The 17,553-nt window shown below is 39.3% G+C and carries 18 protein-coding genes; all 18 read right to left on the bottom strand.

Annotation, left to right across the window (positions count from 1 at the left end; all coding sequences use genetic code 11):
- Positions 1–105 precede the first annotated feature (105 nt).
- Complete coding sequence (locus PH210_RS12140; protein WP_289985660.1) at positions 106–2,136, bottom strand: alkyl/aryl-sulfatase; 2,031 nt, start codon at positions 2,134–2,136, stop codon at positions 106–108.
- A gap of 508 nt (positions 2,137–2,644) precedes the next feature.
- Positions 2,645–2,992 (bottom strand): pyroglutamyl-peptidase I family protein, encoded by a 348-nt coding sequence (locus PH210_RS12135; RefSeq protein ID WP_289985857.1) that lies wholly within the window; start codon positions 2,990–2,992, stop codon positions 2,645–2,647.
- Between the two features lie 57 nt (positions 2,993–3,049).
- Positions 3,050–3,853, bottom strand: a complete 804-nt coding sequence (fdhD, locus tag PH210_RS12130; RefSeq protein ID WP_289985659.1) for a formate dehydrogenase accessory sulfurtransferase FdhD — start codon at positions 3,851–3,853, stop codon at positions 3,050–3,052.
- Positions 3,854–3,877: 24 nt separating this feature from the next.
- A complete protein-coding gene (locus tag PH210_RS12125; RefSeq protein WP_289985658.1) occupies positions 3,878–6,235 on the bottom strand; it encodes an FdhF/YdeP family oxidoreductase in 2,358 nt (785 codons plus the stop codon).
- A 376-nt stretch (positions 6,236–6,611) separates the two neighbouring features.
- Positions 6,612–7,571: an aldolase catalytic domain-containing protein gene (locus PH210_RS12120; RefSeq protein WP_289985656.1), complete on the bottom strand. Its 960-nt coding sequence runs from the start codon at positions 7,569–7,571 to the stop codon at positions 6,612–6,614.
- Between the two features lie 252 nt (positions 7,572–7,823).
- A complete protein-coding gene (locus PH210_RS12115) occupies positions 7,824–7,961 on the bottom strand; it encodes a hypothetical protein (RefSeq protein WP_289985654.1) in 138 nt (45 codons plus the stop codon).
- A 74-nt stretch (positions 7,962–8,035) separates the two neighbouring features.
- Positions 8,036–8,260, bottom strand: a complete 225-nt coding sequence (gene sda / locus PH210_RS12110; RefSeq protein WP_289985652.1) for a sporulation histidine kinase inhibitor Sda — start codon at positions 8,258–8,260, stop codon at positions 8,036–8,038.
- Positions 8,261–8,667: 407 nt separating this feature from the next.
- Entirely contained in the window at positions 8,668–8,943 is a 276-nt protein-coding gene (locus PH210_RS12105; protein ID WP_289985650.1) for a hypothetical protein, read from the bottom strand.
- A gap of 255 nt (positions 8,944–9,198) precedes the next feature.
- Positions 9,199–10,332, bottom strand: coding sequence for an alanine dehydrogenase (ald, locus tag PH210_RS12100; protein ID WP_289985649.1), 1,134 nt, complete (start codon positions 10,330–10,332; stop codon positions 9,199–9,201).
- Between the two features lie 25 nt (positions 10,333–10,357).
- A complete protein-coding gene (locus PH210_RS12095) occupies positions 10,358–10,639 on the bottom strand; it encodes a EutN/CcmL family microcompartment protein (protein ID WP_289985648.1) in 282 nt (93 codons plus the stop codon).
- Positions 10,640–10,644: 5 nt separating this feature from the next.
- Positions 10,645–11,472 carry a hypothetical protein gene (locus PH210_RS12090; RefSeq protein ID WP_289985647.1) on the bottom strand — a complete coding sequence of 276 codons (828 nt, stop codon included), beginning with the start codon at positions 11,470–11,472 and terminating at the stop codon, positions 10,645–10,647.
- Positions 11,473–11,477: 5 nt separating this feature from the next.
- On the bottom strand, positions 11,478–12,260 hold the full coding sequence (gene pduL / locus PH210_RS12085; RefSeq protein WP_289985645.1) for a phosphate propanoyltransferase: 783 nt from the start codon (positions 12,258–12,260) through the stop codon (positions 11,478–11,480).
- Between the two features lie 3 nt (positions 12,261–12,263).
- On the bottom strand, positions 12,264–12,545 hold the full coding sequence (locus PH210_RS12080; protein WP_289985644.1) for a BMC domain-containing protein: 282 nt from the start codon (positions 12,543–12,545) through the stop codon (positions 12,264–12,266).
- A 13-nt stretch (positions 12,546–12,558) separates the two neighbouring features.
- On the bottom strand, positions 12,559–14,034 hold the full coding sequence (locus PH210_RS12075; RefSeq protein WP_289985854.1) for an acetaldehyde dehydrogenase (acetylating): 1,476 nt from the start codon (positions 14,032–14,034) through the stop codon (positions 12,559–12,561).
- Positions 14,034–14,528 (bottom strand): BMC domain-containing protein, encoded by a 495-nt coding sequence (locus PH210_RS12070; RefSeq protein WP_289985643.1) that lies wholly within the window; start codon positions 14,526–14,528, stop codon positions 14,034–14,036. Before PH210_RS12070 ends, PH210_RS12075 begins: the two co-directional genes overlap by 1 nt.
- A gap of 64 nt (positions 14,529–14,592) precedes the next feature.
- Positions 14,593–15,405, bottom strand: a complete 813-nt coding sequence (phnX, locus tag PH210_RS12065) for a phosphonoacetaldehyde hydrolase (RefSeq protein ID WP_289985642.1) — start codon at positions 15,403–15,405, stop codon at positions 14,593–14,595.
- 146 nt (positions 15,406–15,551) lie between these two features.
- Complete coding sequence (locus tag PH210_RS12060) at positions 15,552–16,745, bottom strand: saccharopine dehydrogenase family protein (RefSeq protein WP_289985641.1); 1,194 nt, start codon at positions 16,743–16,745, stop codon at positions 15,552–15,554.
- Between the two features lie 264 nt (positions 16,746–17,009).
- Positions 17,010–17,528: an MgtC/SapB family protein gene (locus tag PH210_RS12055; RefSeq protein WP_289985640.1), complete on the bottom strand. Its 519-nt coding sequence runs from the start codon at positions 17,526–17,528 to the stop codon at positions 17,010–17,012.
- Between the last annotated feature and the right edge of the window lie 25 nt (positions 17,529–17,553).

Raw genomic sequence — 17,553 nt, 5'->3', positions numbered from 1 at the left:
TTACTAAAAATGCCTTAATAAACACTTCATAACGTTTTATTTTTATAGTAAACCATGCTAAATTAAAAGGCTACCATTTGAATGTTACAATTCCTGTTTTTCCTATTACGGTATTACAATGTTTGGTTCCGGGTCAAAGTTGTCCATAAGAGACAGTAAATCATTTAACTTACCTTCGTCTCCGTGAATGGCCAGTTTTCCTTCTGCAATTGTTTGGTCAACTGTTACGGCACCTGAACCTATTCCGAACAGAGTAGCTTTATCTAACGTTAAGGAGGCATCTGGCTGAACTGAAACTTGTCCTTTTTCATACCGTAATACTGAGTTTTCTAAGATCAGCAAAAACTTTTCCTTCGTATCAATGATATACAATGTTAATGTGATTTTTTTCTTATCTGCTTTCATTCCATTCAGTTTAACAGATAGAAAGTCTAAGTAGTCACTTACTGGCATATTTGCAAATAAGGCAGATGTATTCAATCTATGGCTTTCATAAAACTTTTTATCAATACCATTTCTTAATTCGTGAGCACCAACGAGGTACGAGTTACGCCAGATCGCTGATTCTGCCTGATAACCAAGTTGCTCATAAGCATCCGCCAAAAGAATTTTTGCTTCATTATTTGAAGGATTTGCCATGACCACATTTTTCAACACTTGTGCGACCCAGCGATATTGACCCTTTTTGAAGTCTTCTTTTGCACGATTTAGCACCTTCTTTTCTCCACCCATGTACTCTACATATCTTTTACCTGAAACTTCTTGTGGAAGTGGATCTAAATCAGATGGGTTACCGCTGTAATAACCTAGGTAGAAGTTGTAGATAGCCTTTACATTGTGTTTGATGGTTCCATAATAGCCCCTATTTGCCCAGAATTTACCCAAGCTATCTGGAAGTGTAACCATTTCTGCAATTCCATCCATTGTGTACCCTTCATTTGCTAAACGGATCGTTTGGTCATGTAAATACTTATACAGGTCACGCTGTTTTTCCAACAATTCATTTATTCTGTCTTTACCCCAAGTGGGAAAGAAATGAGAAGTAATTAATACTTCTGCATCCGTTGTTTGGACAAATTTCTCTACACGATCAATAGCATCAGACCAAGCCGCAGCATCACGAGTTTTTGCACCACGCAGCGCATAAATATTGTGAAGTGAATGATTAACATTCTCTGCTACCCACATTGTCTTATAATTTTCTATATATGCATTCATTTCTGCTGGGGCTTCTGTATTTTGAGCCATCAAAAAGGAGAAGGTTACACCATCAATCACCTGTTTTTCACCATCTTGTTTGATGACAATAGTAGGTTTTAAAATACCACTTGACCCAATTGATGCACTTTCTGGAATTGCGGGTCCAATCCCTTGCGATACTGATCCAGCAGCACCTATAGGAATTACTTGAGCAAACTGATATTGTGCGCGTCTTGCCATGATGTTTCCTAAAAGGACATTTTCACTAACAGCCTCATCCATAAATCCATCAGGAGCCACCACTGGAATAGTTGGATGTTCTGCATATTGCATCACCCCTTGCATTCCACCAAAATGGTCTATGTGACTATGACTGACTACGATACCGGTAACCGGTTTTTTACCTCTTACTTTAAAATACAACTCTAATGCTGTTTTGGCATTTTCTTTTGTAGTCAGTGTATCACAAATGACGATACCTTCTTTTCCTTCTATAATAGTCATGACCGCAATATCCAAACCTCTAATTTGAAAAACCCCATCTTTCACCATAAATAACCCGCCGATATTTTGTAATTGGGCTGAACGCCACAAACTAGGGTTAACGGTAGATGGCGATGCAGGAGTATTAACTATTGCTGCAAGTTTAGAAAAATTTATAGGTAAATCACCATTATCGGTTTTCAATACTGGCTCTAATGGAGCAAGGAAACCTCGATGTGCATCCTCAAAATCCTGTCTATCTGCAAAATTCAATTGACTTTTAATGTTTGCATTTACCTTTTTGGTTATTTCTGTTGCACCTTTAGGTTTAACAGGTTTTTGCAGTATGGAAGCATACGTACTACTTGCAAGATCACCACTCAACCATAAAGCAATTACATATGGGACTGCTTTCAAACACTTTTTAATAAAATTCTTGGGGTTTAACGTCATGGCATGTACCTCCACGTTTATTTGTTATGATTTTACTCTCCTTTTCTTTTATCCTATAATTTAAATATTATTTTTTGATTCAATCAGCTAATACATACCGAACCTAAATATCCCTATTAACATCAAAAAAATCCCCTGCATGAATGCCTTTTTAAATGACATTCATGCAGGGGATTTAAAGCTATGATTAGCTTCCTCAAATTAAATTTAATATTTAAAAGACTTTGCTATGATTTCCCATTGTTCCTCGTCAGTAAGTTCACGGTAATCTACTTTTACCGTATAAATTAGATCTTTTAAAGGTTTAATCAAACAATTCCCCATATCAAATTCCCCTCTCCTAGTACAATATTAGCACCTTTTATTACTCCTCTGAATGTACTAAGTTGTTCTTGAAAGCCATTTTGATAGTCTAGGTTTGTTTAAAAAGCGTTGTTTGCATCCGCCTATAATCACTATAATTGCAAACGCTTTCAAAGGCAACAGAATTTTATGAGATTTCAGAAATTTACCTTTTGGCAACATGAAAACCCGCTGTTCCTTTTCGCAGATTGGTAAAGTATGCAGATGGACCGCCTGGAACAATCTCTAATTCAATTGGCAGATTATTCTCGTTATCCGCGATTCTTGCATCATCCACATTGATGGCTACCTGTTCCGGAGTGATCGTGGACCTCCCTCTTGCCTGACCCACGCAAATGACAAGATCAGGATTGATTTCATCAATTGCCTCTATAAGCCTGGTAATTGCTTTGCCGAAAACCGTAGGTATTTCCCATGTAATAACTTCATAGCCTCTAATTATTTTTCCATCTAATTGCTTTACTGCTTTGAGCGCGGGATTGGACAGGCTCACCGCCAAACGGGTCAAAACCTGTAACTAGTATCTTTTTCATTTCCATTTCCCTCTCAATTAGTCATGAGTTACTAATTCTTGGATCCGTTCTTGATGGGTGTACACATTAAATCCGTTTTCACGAATAAAGCCAACAGCGGTAATTCCAAGTTCATCCGCCAGACTTAAGGCGAGATTCGTTGGGGCGGATTTCGATAGGATTATGCCCACTCCAATCTTAGCTGCTTTTAGTAAAACCTCCGATGAGATTCGGCCGCTAAAGGCTATAATCTTTTCCTTTAGTGGAATTTTATGGATAATGCAATAGCCAAAAAGTTTATCCAAGGCATTATGCCTTCCTATATCGGTTCTTGATATAATGATTCCGTCCATTGTGCATAAAGCGGCATTATGCACGCCCCCTGTTTGCTGAAAATGTGGAGAGCTTTCCTGAAGTTTCTCCATTAATTTTCGGCATTGATGAGGTGTAATCGTCAAATTTGATCTGACGGTTTTTGCTGTTTTGACATCATTATGAAAGTAAAACTGACGCCCTTTACCACAACAGGATCCAATAAATCGCTTCGAATGAAAATCTTTTTGAATTGAATGTTGGTTTATTAGATCCACATATGCGAATCCCTTATCCTCATCGATGTGAAGCGATTTGATATCTGAATAGCTCCGAATCACTCCTTCAGAAGCTAAAAACCCAACCACCAATTCCTGCAATTCAGAAGGGGTGCATACCATTGTGGCAAACTCGTCTCCGTCTAATATGATCGTTAAGGCTGATTCGATTGCTATGTCATCCTCAACCTCAACAAATCTCTGTCCATTATACCTGACAATGTTTTTCAGAGTAGTGATTTCATTTATCACAGTGCTTTCTCCTTCCTATTAGAATTAACCTACTTCTGTTTCCAGGTCAGGAATTGAATTTTCAAGGTAATCTGTATCCTTTCTGGCATTATATCTCTCTGCCTTTTCAACATAAACCGTGATATTGTAATCCGGAATTCCGGCAAATTTCTCATACCGGCCGCGCGGGAGCAAGAAGTTTCCTTCCGGGAAGTGAACTTCAATATTCCCTGGTGCAATTTCAACGAATTTTGCTTTGCCTTGGAATACTCCAAAACCGTTATATACAACAATTCCTTCACCTTCCGCGATGCTCAGTTTTTTAGCATCAACTGCATTCATGAGAACGTCATACCGGCCAGCACCGTTTAACGGATCCACCTCGTTATAAACCATTGAATTAAACTGCTTGCCGCGGCGGGATGTGACGATAAATTGTTCAGGTTTTTTATTTAAATCTGGAATCTCAACTGGAATCAATGTTCCCTTTCCATCAGAGGTCGGGCAGATCCCGTCCTCACATAACCATGCGCCGCCCCACTGAAAGGAGTCTCCCTGGTTTTTTAAGTGTTGGATGCCTTCATAATCAGGATTTGCTTTTGCGATTTCCTCCCGGACGGCATAACCATTGGCAAAATGAATCAAATGGGCCGATTCGGGTTTGACACGCTTGGCAAGATCTATATAAATTTTCCATTCTGCTCTTGCTTCTTCGATTCTATTTTTATTGCCGGGAATCTCAGGTGAGAAATAGACCATCCGTTCCGTTGATGTACTCGTGCCCCCATCCTCCTGCTCGTATCGTGTTTTTGCCGGCAATACGATAACCGCCTCTTTAGCATCAACCAAGGTCGAGGTGTTTAAAATAATATCCTGGTGAACACGTACCTCCAATTCAGATAATGCTTTTTCTATAAAATCAGGGTCCGGCATCGTTTCTAAAAAGTTCCCACCGGATAAGTAATACAGCTTGATTTTTCGCTCGTGATCATCCGGAAGCACGATGTTTTCCAGTGTTACCCCCACGATATCTCCCTGCCACTTTGGAAGTTCAAATCCCCAAAGCTTTTCGATTTTCTCTGCGTTAGTCGAATCCCATCCTCCGCCAGGTAATACGAATGGATCTGCCCCCATCTCGCCGCTTCCTTGTACACTAGAGTGACCCCGGAACGGCATCAGACCTGCATGCTTTCGTCCAAGATGTCCACGAAGCAGAGCCAGGTTTGCCACTTGAGAGATATTGTCTGTTGCAAAGGAATGCATCGTAAGCCCAAGTGCCCATGCATACACCGCATTCTTGCTTTTGGCTAAAAGCTCTGCCAGTTCTATAATTCGTTCCTTTGGAACTCCTGAGGATTCAACGATCGATTCCCAGCTTTGTTCTTGAACCTTTTTCTTTAGCTCTTCATAGCCATTTACATGAGTCTCAATAAACTCATGATTAATCGCTGAGCCATATTGGTTCTCTTCCATTGCAAACCAATGTTTCATAATCCCATGCATGAAGGCGATATCACCGCCAATGTTAACTTGATAGAAATCATCCGCGATTTTTGTTCCAAACAATGCCGATTCCGGGTTCGAAGGAATCCAATATTGATCCATAGCTGGCTCCCGATACGGGTTTACGACAATGATTTTGGTTCCTTTTTTCTTGGCCTCAAGCATATATTTGGAGGATACAGGGGAGGAATTCGATGCAACACTTCCCCAAAATAACAAGACATCAGTGCCAATCCAATCTAAATAATTACTGGTCGAAGCCCCTACCCCTATGGAACGCTTTAAAGCGGTTTTACTTGGTGCATGACATATCCGGGATGCATTATCGATATGATTGGTCCCTAGAAAACGGGCCACCTTCCCCGCCACATAATAGCTTTCATTTGTAATCCCGCGTGCCGTCAAATAAAAAGCATATTGTTTTGGATTCAATTTTTGCATTTTCAGCGCTATCATTTCCATCGCTTGATCCCATGTGAGACGCGAAAAAGTTCGTTCCCCTTTTCTCCGAATTAACGGATAGGGGATACGTCCAAGCTTCCGAAGCTCAGTACTGTCCAATTTCCTTAATTCGTCAATGTCTGCATGAAGAATTTCCGGCTTAATCGCTGGCATCGTATTGAGCCTTAACACATTTAGGCGGGTTGTACAAACATGCGGCCCTGTTAATGTCTGGTCATATAAACCGGAAACGCCAAGCGCACAGCCATCACAAACCCCTTTGGTGATAATATTGGCTGCATAACCAAAATTATCTTTATTCTCCCAAACGACTTTCATAGTATCGCGAATATGTTTTGGTTTTAATTTACCCAGCCCAAACGGAATGGGACTTACCCAGTGTTTTGGTGCCGGCACCATTGATTTTTTCTGCGGCCCCGGATGCAATGTTTTCCCCATGATCCGCTCCTCCTCTAATATTCTAAATTCCAATAAAAAACCACCTGGGAAAGAATTCATCGCAAAAGAGGATGAATGCTCCAAGGTGGTTAGCCTCAACAGGTTCACTGCCAACTACCAACAAACTGTCATTCGGTAAAAGTTATTAATTAAATTTATTCACGAAGCTCCTATACTTTCTGTTAAACTAGTAAATGATAAGTTTTCTTAAAATTCACAACTTGTTCACAATTGATGGTTTTTATATTACCATGGAAGCGGATTCAATTCAATACATAAACAAACAAAACTCGCTCCTTGTACTGCTCCCTTCATTGTAAAATTAAGTCCAACAATTCGGGTGCTGTTCAAGATTAGCGAGTTTTTCATTTTCAACCTATTTTAAATTTGGAGCCAAAGCAACCTCTGGTGATGTTACCTTATCATAAAAATCGACAAATTTATCACGGTCTTCGCTATCGCGGTACGCCATAGCGACACGTGGATGCTCATTTAGTACACCAGAAATCATATAAGGAATGATGTAGCCCCACTCCCACCGTTGTCGCATTTCCAGCATATGCTTCTCTATGATGCCAAGAACTGGCTTAAGCTCATAGCTCGGTTTTTGGATGTAACTGACCAAAAGCTCTGTGTTACAATTACCAGCAGCACGGCCCATGCCATATACAGAAGAATCCAAAAATGTAACGCCATTTCGAATTGCCGTCAAGGTGTTAGCGAATGCCAGCTGCATGTTGTTGTGGGTATGGATACCAAGCTGCTTATTAGGAATCAACTCTTTAAACTTTTTCACCTGGTGGTCGATATCAACAGGATCTAAGCTTCCGAAAGAATCAACAATGTAAACAACATCGACAGGACTCTCTTTCACCAATTGAAACGCTTTAATCAGCTGTTGTTCCGGTACACTTGATAAAGCCATGATATTTAAGGATGTTTCATATCCCAAATCATGAAACATTTGCACTAACTCTAATCCTTTATCGACTTCCCGGATATAACACGCCACTCGAATCATATCCAGTACGCTTTGTTCTCTCGGAAGAATGTCGTTCGGATCAACCCGTCCAATATCAACCAAAGCAGAAAGCTTGGTAAATTTTTTCTCAGGAATAATTTCTTTTAGGAAATTATCGTCTAGAAATCTCCATGGATTTGGCTCAGTCGCTTTAAGAAGCTTTGGAGAATTTTTGTAGCCGATCTCCATGTATTCAACACCGGCTTCACTTAGGCCATTATACAAATCTTGAACAAATTCGACACTGAAGTCCCAATTGTTAACCAAGCCTCCGTCTCGAATGGTACAGTCTAATATTTTGGTGCGTTGTTCCATGATCGTTTTTCCCCCTGTTTCCTCAATTAAGAATATCTTTTTTAACTTTCACGCTTTTAAGTACTAAAATTAACTTATGGTGTTTATATCATAGATTTTACAGAGAAGTCAATCTATTTCCCCAAAATACATCTTCTTAATCTGTTATGCTAGTTAATTTTAAAAAGAGAATTATAAAGGAATAAAAAAACTGCCCAGCAGTTTGAGCAGGTCAAAAAATATTTGATTCTTAATCATTTCTATTAAGTAAGCTTACAACTTACTTTTTTTATCTCCTAATTCAATTAACCGAATCAATTCATCAATAATATCATTTAACTTCATCATTTTTGTTTCTTTTCCTAAAATGATGGAAGTTTTATACATTAAAGTTTTTTCTTGATCATTCATTAAAGTGCCTCCATTTTCTTTGATTAAGATTTATTGTTTATCAGGTGCATCAATTTGTCAGATATAACTTAGATTTAAGAACGTTGTGGTGAAATATCCTCTTTTTGTAAATGTACAGTATATCGTTTGTTTACCTCAGCACGTAATAAATCAATAAACTCTTGGCTTAAGTTTAATTCAACTGCTTTATTAATAACTTCTAGCAATTGTTTAGTGTTAAGGTTCTCTATAATAAATTCACTCCATCTCTTTTTTATATTTACATGTTTATCACGATTGTTTTCACCAATTTTCTTCAAAGTTAAACTAAAAAATAGATACCCGCTAAAAGCGAATAATCACTTAACTATTATTTAGAGTTCCAATAGTTTGTTAGGAGACCATCGAAAATTTGTACCACGATCAAACCAAATAAGGTTTTAGCTGATATTAGGAAAAATCAAAATCTTATCGTAACGATTTATTTTAAATTGGCCGCTTTTCTTCAAATTGTAAAGAAATGGGCTATGTTTAACCTTTATATCCCCAGCCAATAAATTAATTCTGTCAATCTATAATCATATTGTTATAAAAAAATCGAATTTATTATAATTGCTGTTTAACAAATATGGTAAAGAATTTTTAATATTACTTTTTTAATCTCTCCATGACTAGAAAGATAGAGGAGGGTAAGCTAGGAAATTCCCCCTCCACCATTTTTATATTTCTAAACTCCAGAATCTGATGAAATCATCACAGGTATAGGAGAAAAACTAAGAGTTCCTGAAGGGGTAATTAGCCGTTGGAATTTTATTTTACCCTTAATATCAACTTGTTGGCCTAAGCTGAAATTCATTTTATTCGATGTGAGTGCTGGAATATAATGAATCCTTAATCCATTGACCATTACCCCATCATGAATCCTGAGAAATAAGAGGTAATTATTTAGATTACCATTCTTGTTATAAAGACGCTTACGAACAATTTCTCCTTGTATTCTCATGGTTTATCTCCCTCTCAGAGCAAAAAGTAAATGATGATACAGCCTGATTATTGGATATCCATTAATCCCTTTAAGAATAATCATGTGTCACTTTAAGGAGGCTTATTATTGTTATTACCAAAGTTTAATTGCAAAGATTACAATTTTATTTATGAAACTTAAAAAGCTGGCAGTAATCTTAAAACAAAAAACAGCCTCAACTAAGCACTGTTTGTTGTTTTACCTTTCTATCTAAATAAAAATACATTACACACCCTATAATGTAACCAATTCCTTTTCTAAAGCCTTTTCAACTTTCACAAATTCAAAATCAAGGTCCTTAGCAACTGCTTCATATGTGATTTTACCTTTTGCAACGTTAACTCCAAGCTTTAATGGTTCGTTTTCTGAGATTGCTTTATATACCCCCTTATTTGCTATTTGCAAGGCAAATGGCAGGGTAACGTTTGTTAGGGCTATGGTGGAAGTTCGTGGAACCGCACCTGGCATGTTTGCAACAGCATAATGAACGACACCATGCTTTTCATATATTGGCTGATCATGGGTAGTAATATGATCAATCGTCTCAACGATTCCACCTTGGTCGATTGCCACGTCAACAATGACGGAACCCGGCTTCATCCTTTTTACCATTTCTTCGGTGACGAGCTTTGGAGCTTTTGCACCAGGAATTAAGACGGCACCAACTAAAAGATCAGCCTCCTGAACTGCCTCCGCAATATTAAATGGATTTGACATTAATGTTTTAATTTGATTGCCAAAAATATCGTCTAATTGACGTAAACGCTCCGCACTTAGATCGATAATGGTTACATCAGCTCCCAAGCCGATTGCCATTTTCGCAGCGTTCGTTCCTACTATCCCCCCGCCAATGATGGTTACTTTCCCACGGTTAACACCAGGTACACCTGCAAGAATAATGCCTTTCCCGCCATTAGATTTTTGCAAAAATTGTGCGCCAATCTGTGCTGCCATTCGACCAGCAACCTCACTCATTGGAGTAAGCAGCGGTAAGGTTCGATTAACAGAAACCGTTTCATAGGCAATGGCAAGCACGCCCTTTTGTTTAAGCGCTTCAGCTAAGAAAGGTTCAGCGGCCAAATGTAAATAAGTAAATAAAATTAAGTCTTTTCGGAAATAACCATACTCTTGAGGAAGAGGCTCCTTCACTTTCATAATCATATCAGACCTATTCCATAAATCCTCTGCATGATCAATAATTTCAGCACCAGTAGTTAAGTAATCTTCATTTGTGAATCCACTGCCAGAACCGGCTTCCTTTTCGACCAGAACTTTATGACCTGCATTTATAAATGAAATCACTCCAGCTGGTGTTAAAGCTACTCGGTTTTCATTATTTTTAATTTCTTTCGGTATACCAATAATCAAGATGAACATCCTCCCCATAAGCTCATTAATTAGCCGTTTGTAACTCAATTTCAAAAGAATCGATAATACCAACAATGGCTGCATCAATCGGAGAATTCTTATCTGCAGTTAATTTCTGTGCAGGTGAGCCTTGTGTAATAAGTACAAATTCTCCGATTCCTGCCCCAATTCGGTCCATTGCTGCTAAAGTATTTCCCACTGCTTCTTTCCTAGTATTTATAGGCTGAACAATAAGAAGTTTGATATTTTCCATCCCTTTTTCTTTTTGAATTGCCCAAACACTTCCAACCACTTTTGCTAATAGCATTTATATCATCCTTTTTCTACAAATCTTACAGTCAATTTTTTCTCCTTCAATAAATCTTTAGCTAAAGGAGAGATGATGGTACCCTTTGAAAGGTAGATACTATTATCGGGGAAATGGGCTTGCGATTCAATCCAGTCGTGTGTGAGAAGCTTCTTCTTAAATATTGCCTTATTTTCTAAAGCAAGCTTATTTTCTTTTATATCAGACTCACATGTTGGCTGAACATCATCCAGTTTTCTCGCGAACTTTTGAATTACCGCCTCACCTAAACTCATTTGAGGCAAAAATTCAATTCCCAGCTCTTTCATTTGTTCTATATACGAATAAAATCGCTTTTGATATGGAGCAGGTAATGAAAGGGTTTTTAAACAACGGCGGTCAGATCGCTTTATCCCCGGTGAATCCCCACCAACTAATACAAATTTTTGCAGCATTATGGCGGAGAAAATAATTTCTGCCTTAATTGTTCCCTTTAAACCCGCAGCAACACGGGCTGCATTGTCTAAATCAATCTCAGGAATGATGATGCCGTCATAATCCATCGCAAGTTCAATTGGGGCCGGGGAATATTCATCTGCTGCAATTACTCTTTCTGATCCACTTGATTCGATTCGTTGCATCCCAAGCCATGATGAGGTTTCACCATCTAAAAATAAAATATCAAAGTCTATTTTTGAATTTTTTAATTTAATAAACTGATCAGCAAATGGTTCGTGTGCTGAACTATCACAAAAAACAAATAAAACTTTTCCGAGATTCTCTTTTTCCTTTTCAAGTTTCATCGATTGAACCACTTCTTGTACAACCGACTCAATCATTTCTCTTATATCCATCCTTCTCACCTCCCATTCAGATAAAATTGATCGTTTTTCCCAATGATTTTAACGAGATCCCCCGTTTTTAACCCAGCGGCATTCCCCTCATCCAGGTCAACATGAAAATCCTTGCAGTAGCCGGGATTAACACGGACTATCACATCTGAAAAAATGATCCGCCGATCACCGGTTGTTTCCAGTAATAGCCGATCACCTTGTTCAACATTGAGATCTTTTGCGTCATCAGGCGAAAGATGGACGTGACGTTTGGCGATAATGACTCCTTTTTCAAGGACAACACACCCTTTTGGACCTATTAAAGTTAGTCCGGGAGTGTCTTCGATTGAACCGGATAAGCGAACGGGGGGATGGATTCCAATTTGAAACCCATCCGATATGGAAATTTCCACCTGTGTTTCCCCCCGTGCAGGTCCCAAGATTCTTACATTTTGAATAATCCCTTTTGGACCAAGTAATGAAACCTGCTCTTTCGCAGCAAATTGACCCGGCTGTGATAATTCACGTAGCGTCGTTAACTGATAACTGCTTCCAAAAAGTGCCTCGACATCCTTGGGCGATAAATGAATATGGCGATTGGAAACCCCTACAGGAATAAGCGGACTTTTAGCTATCAGATTGGCACTATTAGCTTTTTTCATCCCATATAGTTGTTTCACTTCAATTCGTCTTTCGCGTAGAAAATCCCTGGCAGAAGGGGTGAGCTTTTCCCCTTCGCCCAGGATGAAAGGATTAGGAATCCCATTTTTCAGCATGGCTCTTAGTTTGGATTCCGAAATGATTGCCATGGTTTACCCTTCCAATTTTGGGAGGATTAACTCAATATCTGAATGCGGACGAGGAATAACATGTACAGAGATCAATTCCCCTACACTTTCTGCAGCTGAAGCCCCGGCATCAACAGAAGCCTTAACTGCCCCAACATCCCCGCGTACCATTACCGTTACAAGCCCGCCGCCAGCATGGACTTTCCCGATCAGCCTTACATTTGCAGCCTTTGCCATTGCATCTGCTGCCTCTACAGCACCTACCAAACCTTTTGTTTCAATCATTCCTAAAGCTTCTCCACTCATTGTTTATTCCTCCTCATTTAAAATTTAATTCTTTTAAAATACTTTTTACGATTTCCATTACCTCAGCTTTTGAAATGAGCGTTTCATCGCTTGAAGCCTTTTGCTGTGCAGCTCCTATTGCTGCTGGAGGTTCATTTTTCATTTCCCTGACTCCAAAAGCAACCCGTTTTGTATTCAATAAATGTTCCGGACCAATATTGTCAGATGAAATATTGTTTCCGTAAGTACCACAGCCGAGTGTTAATGATGGTGAAATACCGGTTGTGGCACCAATTCCACCAAAAGTTGTTCCAGTATTGACTACAACCCGAGAGACTCTTTGTGCTAGACTAAAGTTTTCGATGATTTGTTTGTCTTCACAATGAATCCCAAGAGTATGTCCTAATCCGCCTGCTTCTAATAGCTCATTACACACCTTACTTCCTTCTGTGCAATTTTCAACTGTATAGAATGCAAGAATTGGAGAAAGCTTCTCAAGAGAAATCGGATACGATTTTCCGATATTTTCCTCCTCAGCGACTAGTACTCTTGTATCATCTGAAACATGAATTCCAGCTATTTTTGCCAAGGCCTGCGGTGATTTCCCTACAATTGCCGGATTTAGACTTCCATTTTTCAAAATAATCTCTTCTATCTTTTTCTTTTCATAATCATCAAGGAAGTATGCACCTTCTTCTTTAAGAGCAGCTTTAACTTTTCGCTTGATGGATTGATCAACTACCAGTGCCTGCTCCGATGCGCAGATGGTTCCGTAATCAAATGTTTTACTATGAACGATTTGACTGGCCGCTTTACGAATATTGGCGCTGGAATGAATGTAAACGGGCACATTCCCAGGTCCAACTCCATATGCAGGTTTTCCAGAGCTATAGGCTGCCTTGACCATTCCAGGGCCGCCCGTCGCTAAAATAAGATTAGTCAACTTATGATTCATTAATTCTTGCGCAGAGGCAAGAGTTGGTTTAGTAATACACGAAATCGCACCTTCAGGGGCACCTGCCTGGACAGCTGCTTCTTTTAAAATTTTCACAGCCTCGTTTGTACATTTTGCCGCAGATGGGTGCGGACTAAATACAATTGCATTTCCTGACTTGATTGCAATCAATGCTTTATAAATAGCAGTTGAAGTAGGATTTGTCGTTGGCACAATCCCCGCGATAATTCCTGCCGGTTCTGCAACCTCCCAAACCTGGTTAGCATCATCACGAGAAATAATCCCAATCGTTTTTCGATCCTTAATGGACTCGTAAATATCTTTTGCTGCAAATAGGTTTTTCGTCACCTTATCTTCTATTTTTCCAAACCCTGTTTCTTCTACAGCCATCGCTGCAAGCCTGCCAGCCTCTTTCATCGCGGCATGTGCCATACTATAGACAATTTGATTCACTTGCTCCTGTGTCAACGTACTTAGCATTTTTTGTGCAAGTTTTGCCTGCTCAAGATTTTGTCTCGCTTCCTGAATTGACTCTAGTTCCTTATCCAGGTACATCATTTATCGCCACCTTTCTCAGCCAGGAACTTGCTAATCTGTTTCAATAATTCCTCTCTCTTAGCGGAAGAAATTTCTTCGAATGATAAAGGAAAACTTTTATACGAATTTGCAAGTTCTCTTAGCTCTTGAAGACTACTTTTGGTCCAATCTTTTGGTTTATCGTTTTTATTTTCTTTTTTTTCTGACTGTTCTTTTTTTAGTAGACCTGGAAACACCATTTGAATAATATGGTCATCTGGTCTAGCTATGACATGAGAATGGCGTAATTGCCCAACCTTCTTAGCAGCATCTGACCCTACTTCGACAGATGCTTTGACACTTGCTACATCGCCGATGATATAAATGGTAACAATACCTGAATCCGCCCCCTGGTAGGTGACCACCTTTACATCCGCCGCCTTTGAAGCAGCGTCCGCCGCAGCAATCAGTGCCGGGAAGCCAATGGTTTCGATCATTCCCAGTGCATAGGCCTGATTTTGCAATCCATTCACCTCTTTACCTCTTGGCTAGAAAAGCTAAAATTTCACCAAAAGCTCCAATTTTTTAAACTGTTTTCTAATAATCACCATTAGCTAGACGCAGATTAATTTTGGGAATTAGTTTATCCAATTCTCCAATACTATCAATCACATAATGGGCACCCGCTGCTTTAAAACGAGCGGCCACAACCTCCATTTTTTCCGCTAAAAGGTCTGGATCCATTGAATTTACTTCTTCCTCCTTTAAACCAAGCTCGCTTCCACCCTTGATTATTCCAACACTCCACACACCCGCATTAACACCTTCTTTCACATCGCTTACCGTGTCGCCGACCTTAATGATATGCTTCATTGGGAATACTCCTAAATTCATTGCATTCAAGTAACACATCCAAGGATAAGGTCGCCCCGCAGGTGCATCATCCGGTGTAAACATATAATCTGGTGCATAGCCTTTTTTCTTTGCCTCAGGAGCGACAACAGCCATCATTTCTGATGTATATCCAGTTGTAGACCCAATTTTAATTCCCTTCTGCCGAAGTCTTGCAACTAAATCAAGAGCACCAGGGATCGGTGTACAATAATTTCGGAGGCTGGCAAATAGCATAGGTTCAAAGTCGGCATATAAATCATCGACATCTTTATCGGTCGGAACCCTGCCGAATTTTTCCTTCCACAGCCCGGCAATCCGGTCCATATCACACATTGTGCGGATATGATCCCACTTTAAAAGCCCCATTGGCGCACGAGCTTCCTCGTCTGTTACTTCTATTCCTCTTTTTCTAAAAATCTCTAAAAATACATTTAATGGTGCAAAGCAACCATAGTCAACTGTTGTACCTGCCCAATCAAAAATAACTGCCTCAATTTGGGGAGATTGATTATTCAAAAGACGAACCTCCTTATTCAACAGCCAATACTGCCGTTTTTTATTCGGATCTAGTGTAATTATTGGCTGGTAGTTTTTTTAAAATGCAGGTATCCCTAAAAAATCTTTTATGTAAAATACCTGCCTTCATACGAATTTAAAAAAATTCAAGCATTAATCGCTTCTTCATCAATACTTTCTTCGACAACCTGAATTTCTTCGTGTATTTCAATGCCTCGTTTCTTTAGTTCTTCAAAAATCATCGATGGCTCAAATGCCTCTTCAGGAATTAATACACCTGTTTTTTGAACCAGGCCTTTGGCAATAATCTCAGTTGCAATTGCCATAGGGATCCCAACGTTTCGAGTGTATGCCCGTAATTTTTCCCAGCCCTTAACAGAACCGTCACTAGCGGGATGTGTATGGTATAAAACATGACGTTTCTTTACGCCAGCCTTTTTTCCAACCACCTCAATGTGAAGCGAGTATCCATATAATTCTGTTTCCTGCCCCTCTTTTGATTGAAACAGGTAGTCGCCAATTACATCCATAACCCCAACCTCTTGGCCGTTAATCTCAATTTTCGGATTACGCATAATTCCATAATCATAGAGGGATCTGACTAACTGCATATTCTGTTTTGGCCAGGTTCCCCGAACCTCAATAAGCTGAACGCGCTTTTTTTCAAGCGCTTTTGCCAGGGTACGTGTTTCTGAATGCGGAATAATGTATTGAATAGTTTCACCATATGGTTCCGGTAACTGAATTTTTCTTGGTCTTGCAAATGGAGGAACTTGAACGAATTCTCCTTTTTCAAAAACGATTCGTCCAGGAAGTTCTGGGTCGTATTCGTAGGTGGTGGTTTCGGTTATAGATTTCGAAAAAGCAATTGGCCGGAAAGAGCCGTGGCTAACTCTTACGGATTCCACTTCATCTAACTGATTTGCTGCATGCATTGCCATCATTTGGGTGACACCTGGTGTCATTCCAAAACCGGGAACTGCAGTGCGATTGTGTTTCTTGAAGATTTCGGAAAATTCATCTTCTGCTCCAAAACCGTTCAAATTAATTCCATGACATCCGGCCTCGGCAATACAGGCTGTAGATCGACCGTTTAACGAAATGGTCGTTCCATCCATGACGATATCGTAGCCCTTCAATTGTTTCACCGTTCCTTCATGATTAAACACATTTACTTTCACAAAGTTTACTCGGGGATCATCTAGCTCCTTCACCAATTTAAGCCCTAACTCCTCATTAAAGTCACCAATTGTAATGACATCAAAATCAGAATGCTCAACCAAATCCAGAACCGCTTCACGGCAAATTCTTCCTGCGCCACCCAGGCAAAAGACTTTCATTCCTTGCCCTCCTTATAAAATTTAAAATTTTCACTCAATTTCTGAGTTGATTTGATTGTATCATAAATTATTTGGTTTGTCTTTGTTTTGATTGTTATTTTTTAAAATTTTTTTATTTTTTTATTGGTTTTAGTTTGTTGTTTTGTATAAATAAATTGGAATATTTGCAAAAAATTGGTTTTAAGAACTTTACTCTCTGAAAAAACCAATTTTATGCAGACAAAAAAAGCCAGATCCTAGTCAAACTAGAACCTGGCTTTCATATTACCCAGAACCACTATGATATCCCCGCTTTGCTTCTTCTTTTTCCAATGTCATGGGATAGCGGTGTTCGATTATCTGGCTAATTTTTGCCAGTAAAAATGTAATTAATACAGAAGTAAAAACCAAGCCGTAAAAACCGGCTCCGATACCAATTCCAACTCCTCCGGCAAAAAAAATCATCGCCGCAGAAGTCAATCCCTTTACTTGTAATCCATCTTTTATAATTAAGCCAGCCCCTAAAAAACCAAGTCCAGAAACAATTTGTGCAGCGAGCCTCATCGGATCCATCCGGTTATTTGCATTTGAGCCGCCAAAAATCTCAGCACTATAAATGGATACCAGCGTAATGAGTGTGCATGAAACAGAAACATAGGTAAAAGTTTTTAGACCAGCCGGCTTATTTTTGGCACTGCGGTCCCAGCCAATAAACATTCCTAGGAGTGCGCTAATGATTAATCGCAGATAGATTTCAATGTTCTTCAAAAAATTCTCTTCATATAAGACTCCCAAATGCTCCATTCGTTTTCCCCCTTTCCCGGGAGCT

This window comes from Paenibacillus sp. BSR1-1 (assembly GCF_030403775.1).
GTDB lineage: Bacteria > Bacillota > Bacilli > Bacillales > Cytobacillaceae > Neobacillus.
This window is presented reverse-complemented; position numbering and strand designations above follow the sequence as displayed.

Excerpts from the sequence above, each read along its gene's own strand:
- PH210_RS12055 (WP_289985640.1), bottom strand. The coding sequence starts at position 17,528 with ATGGAGCATTTGGGAGTCTTATATGAAGAGAATTTTTTGAAGAACATT.
- PH210_RS12115 (WP_289985654.1), bottom strand. The coding sequence starts at position 7,961 with ATGAATGATCAAGAAAAAACTTTAATGTATAAAACTTCCATCATTTTA.
- PH210_RS12090 (WP_289985647.1), bottom strand. The coding sequence starts at position 11,472 with ATGGATATAAGAGAAATGATTGAGTCGGTTGTACAAGAAGTGGTTCAA.
- PH210_RS12125 (WP_289985658.1), bottom strand. The coding sequence starts at position 6,235 with ATGGGGAAAACATTGCATCCGGGGCCGCAGAAAAAATCAATGGTGCCG.
- PH210_RS12060 (WP_289985641.1), bottom strand. The coding sequence starts at position 16,745 with ATGAAAGTCTTTTGCCTGGGTGGCGCAGGAAGAATTTGCCGTGAAGCG.
- pduL (WP_289985645.1), bottom strand. The coding sequence starts at position 12,260 with ATGGCAATCATTTCGGAATCCAAACTAAGAGCCATGCTGAAAAATGGG.
- PH210_RS12105 (WP_289985650.1), bottom strand. The coding sequence starts at position 8,943 with ATGAGAATACAAGGAGAAATTGTTCGTAAGCGTCTTTATAACAAGAAT.
- PH210_RS12140 (WP_289985660.1), bottom strand. The coding sequence starts at position 2,136 with ATGACGTTAAACCCCAAGAATTTTATTAAAAAGTGTTTGAAAGCAGTC.
- PH210_RS12080 (WP_289985644.1), bottom strand. The coding sequence starts at position 12,545 with ATGAGTGGAGAAGCTTTAGGAATGATTGAAACAAAAGGTTTGGTAGGT.
- PH210_RS12095 (WP_289985648.1), bottom strand. The coding sequence starts at position 10,639 with ATGCTATTAGCAAAAGTGGTTGGAAGTGTTTGGGCAATTCAAAAAGAA.
- PH210_RS12075 (WP_289985854.1), bottom strand. The coding sequence starts at position 14,034 with ATGTACCTGGATAAGGAACTAGAGTCAATTCAGGAAGCGAGACAAAAT.
- PH210_RS12120 (WP_289985656.1), bottom strand. The coding sequence starts at position 7,571 with ATGGAACAACGCACCAAAATATTAGACTGTACCATTCGAGACGGAGGC.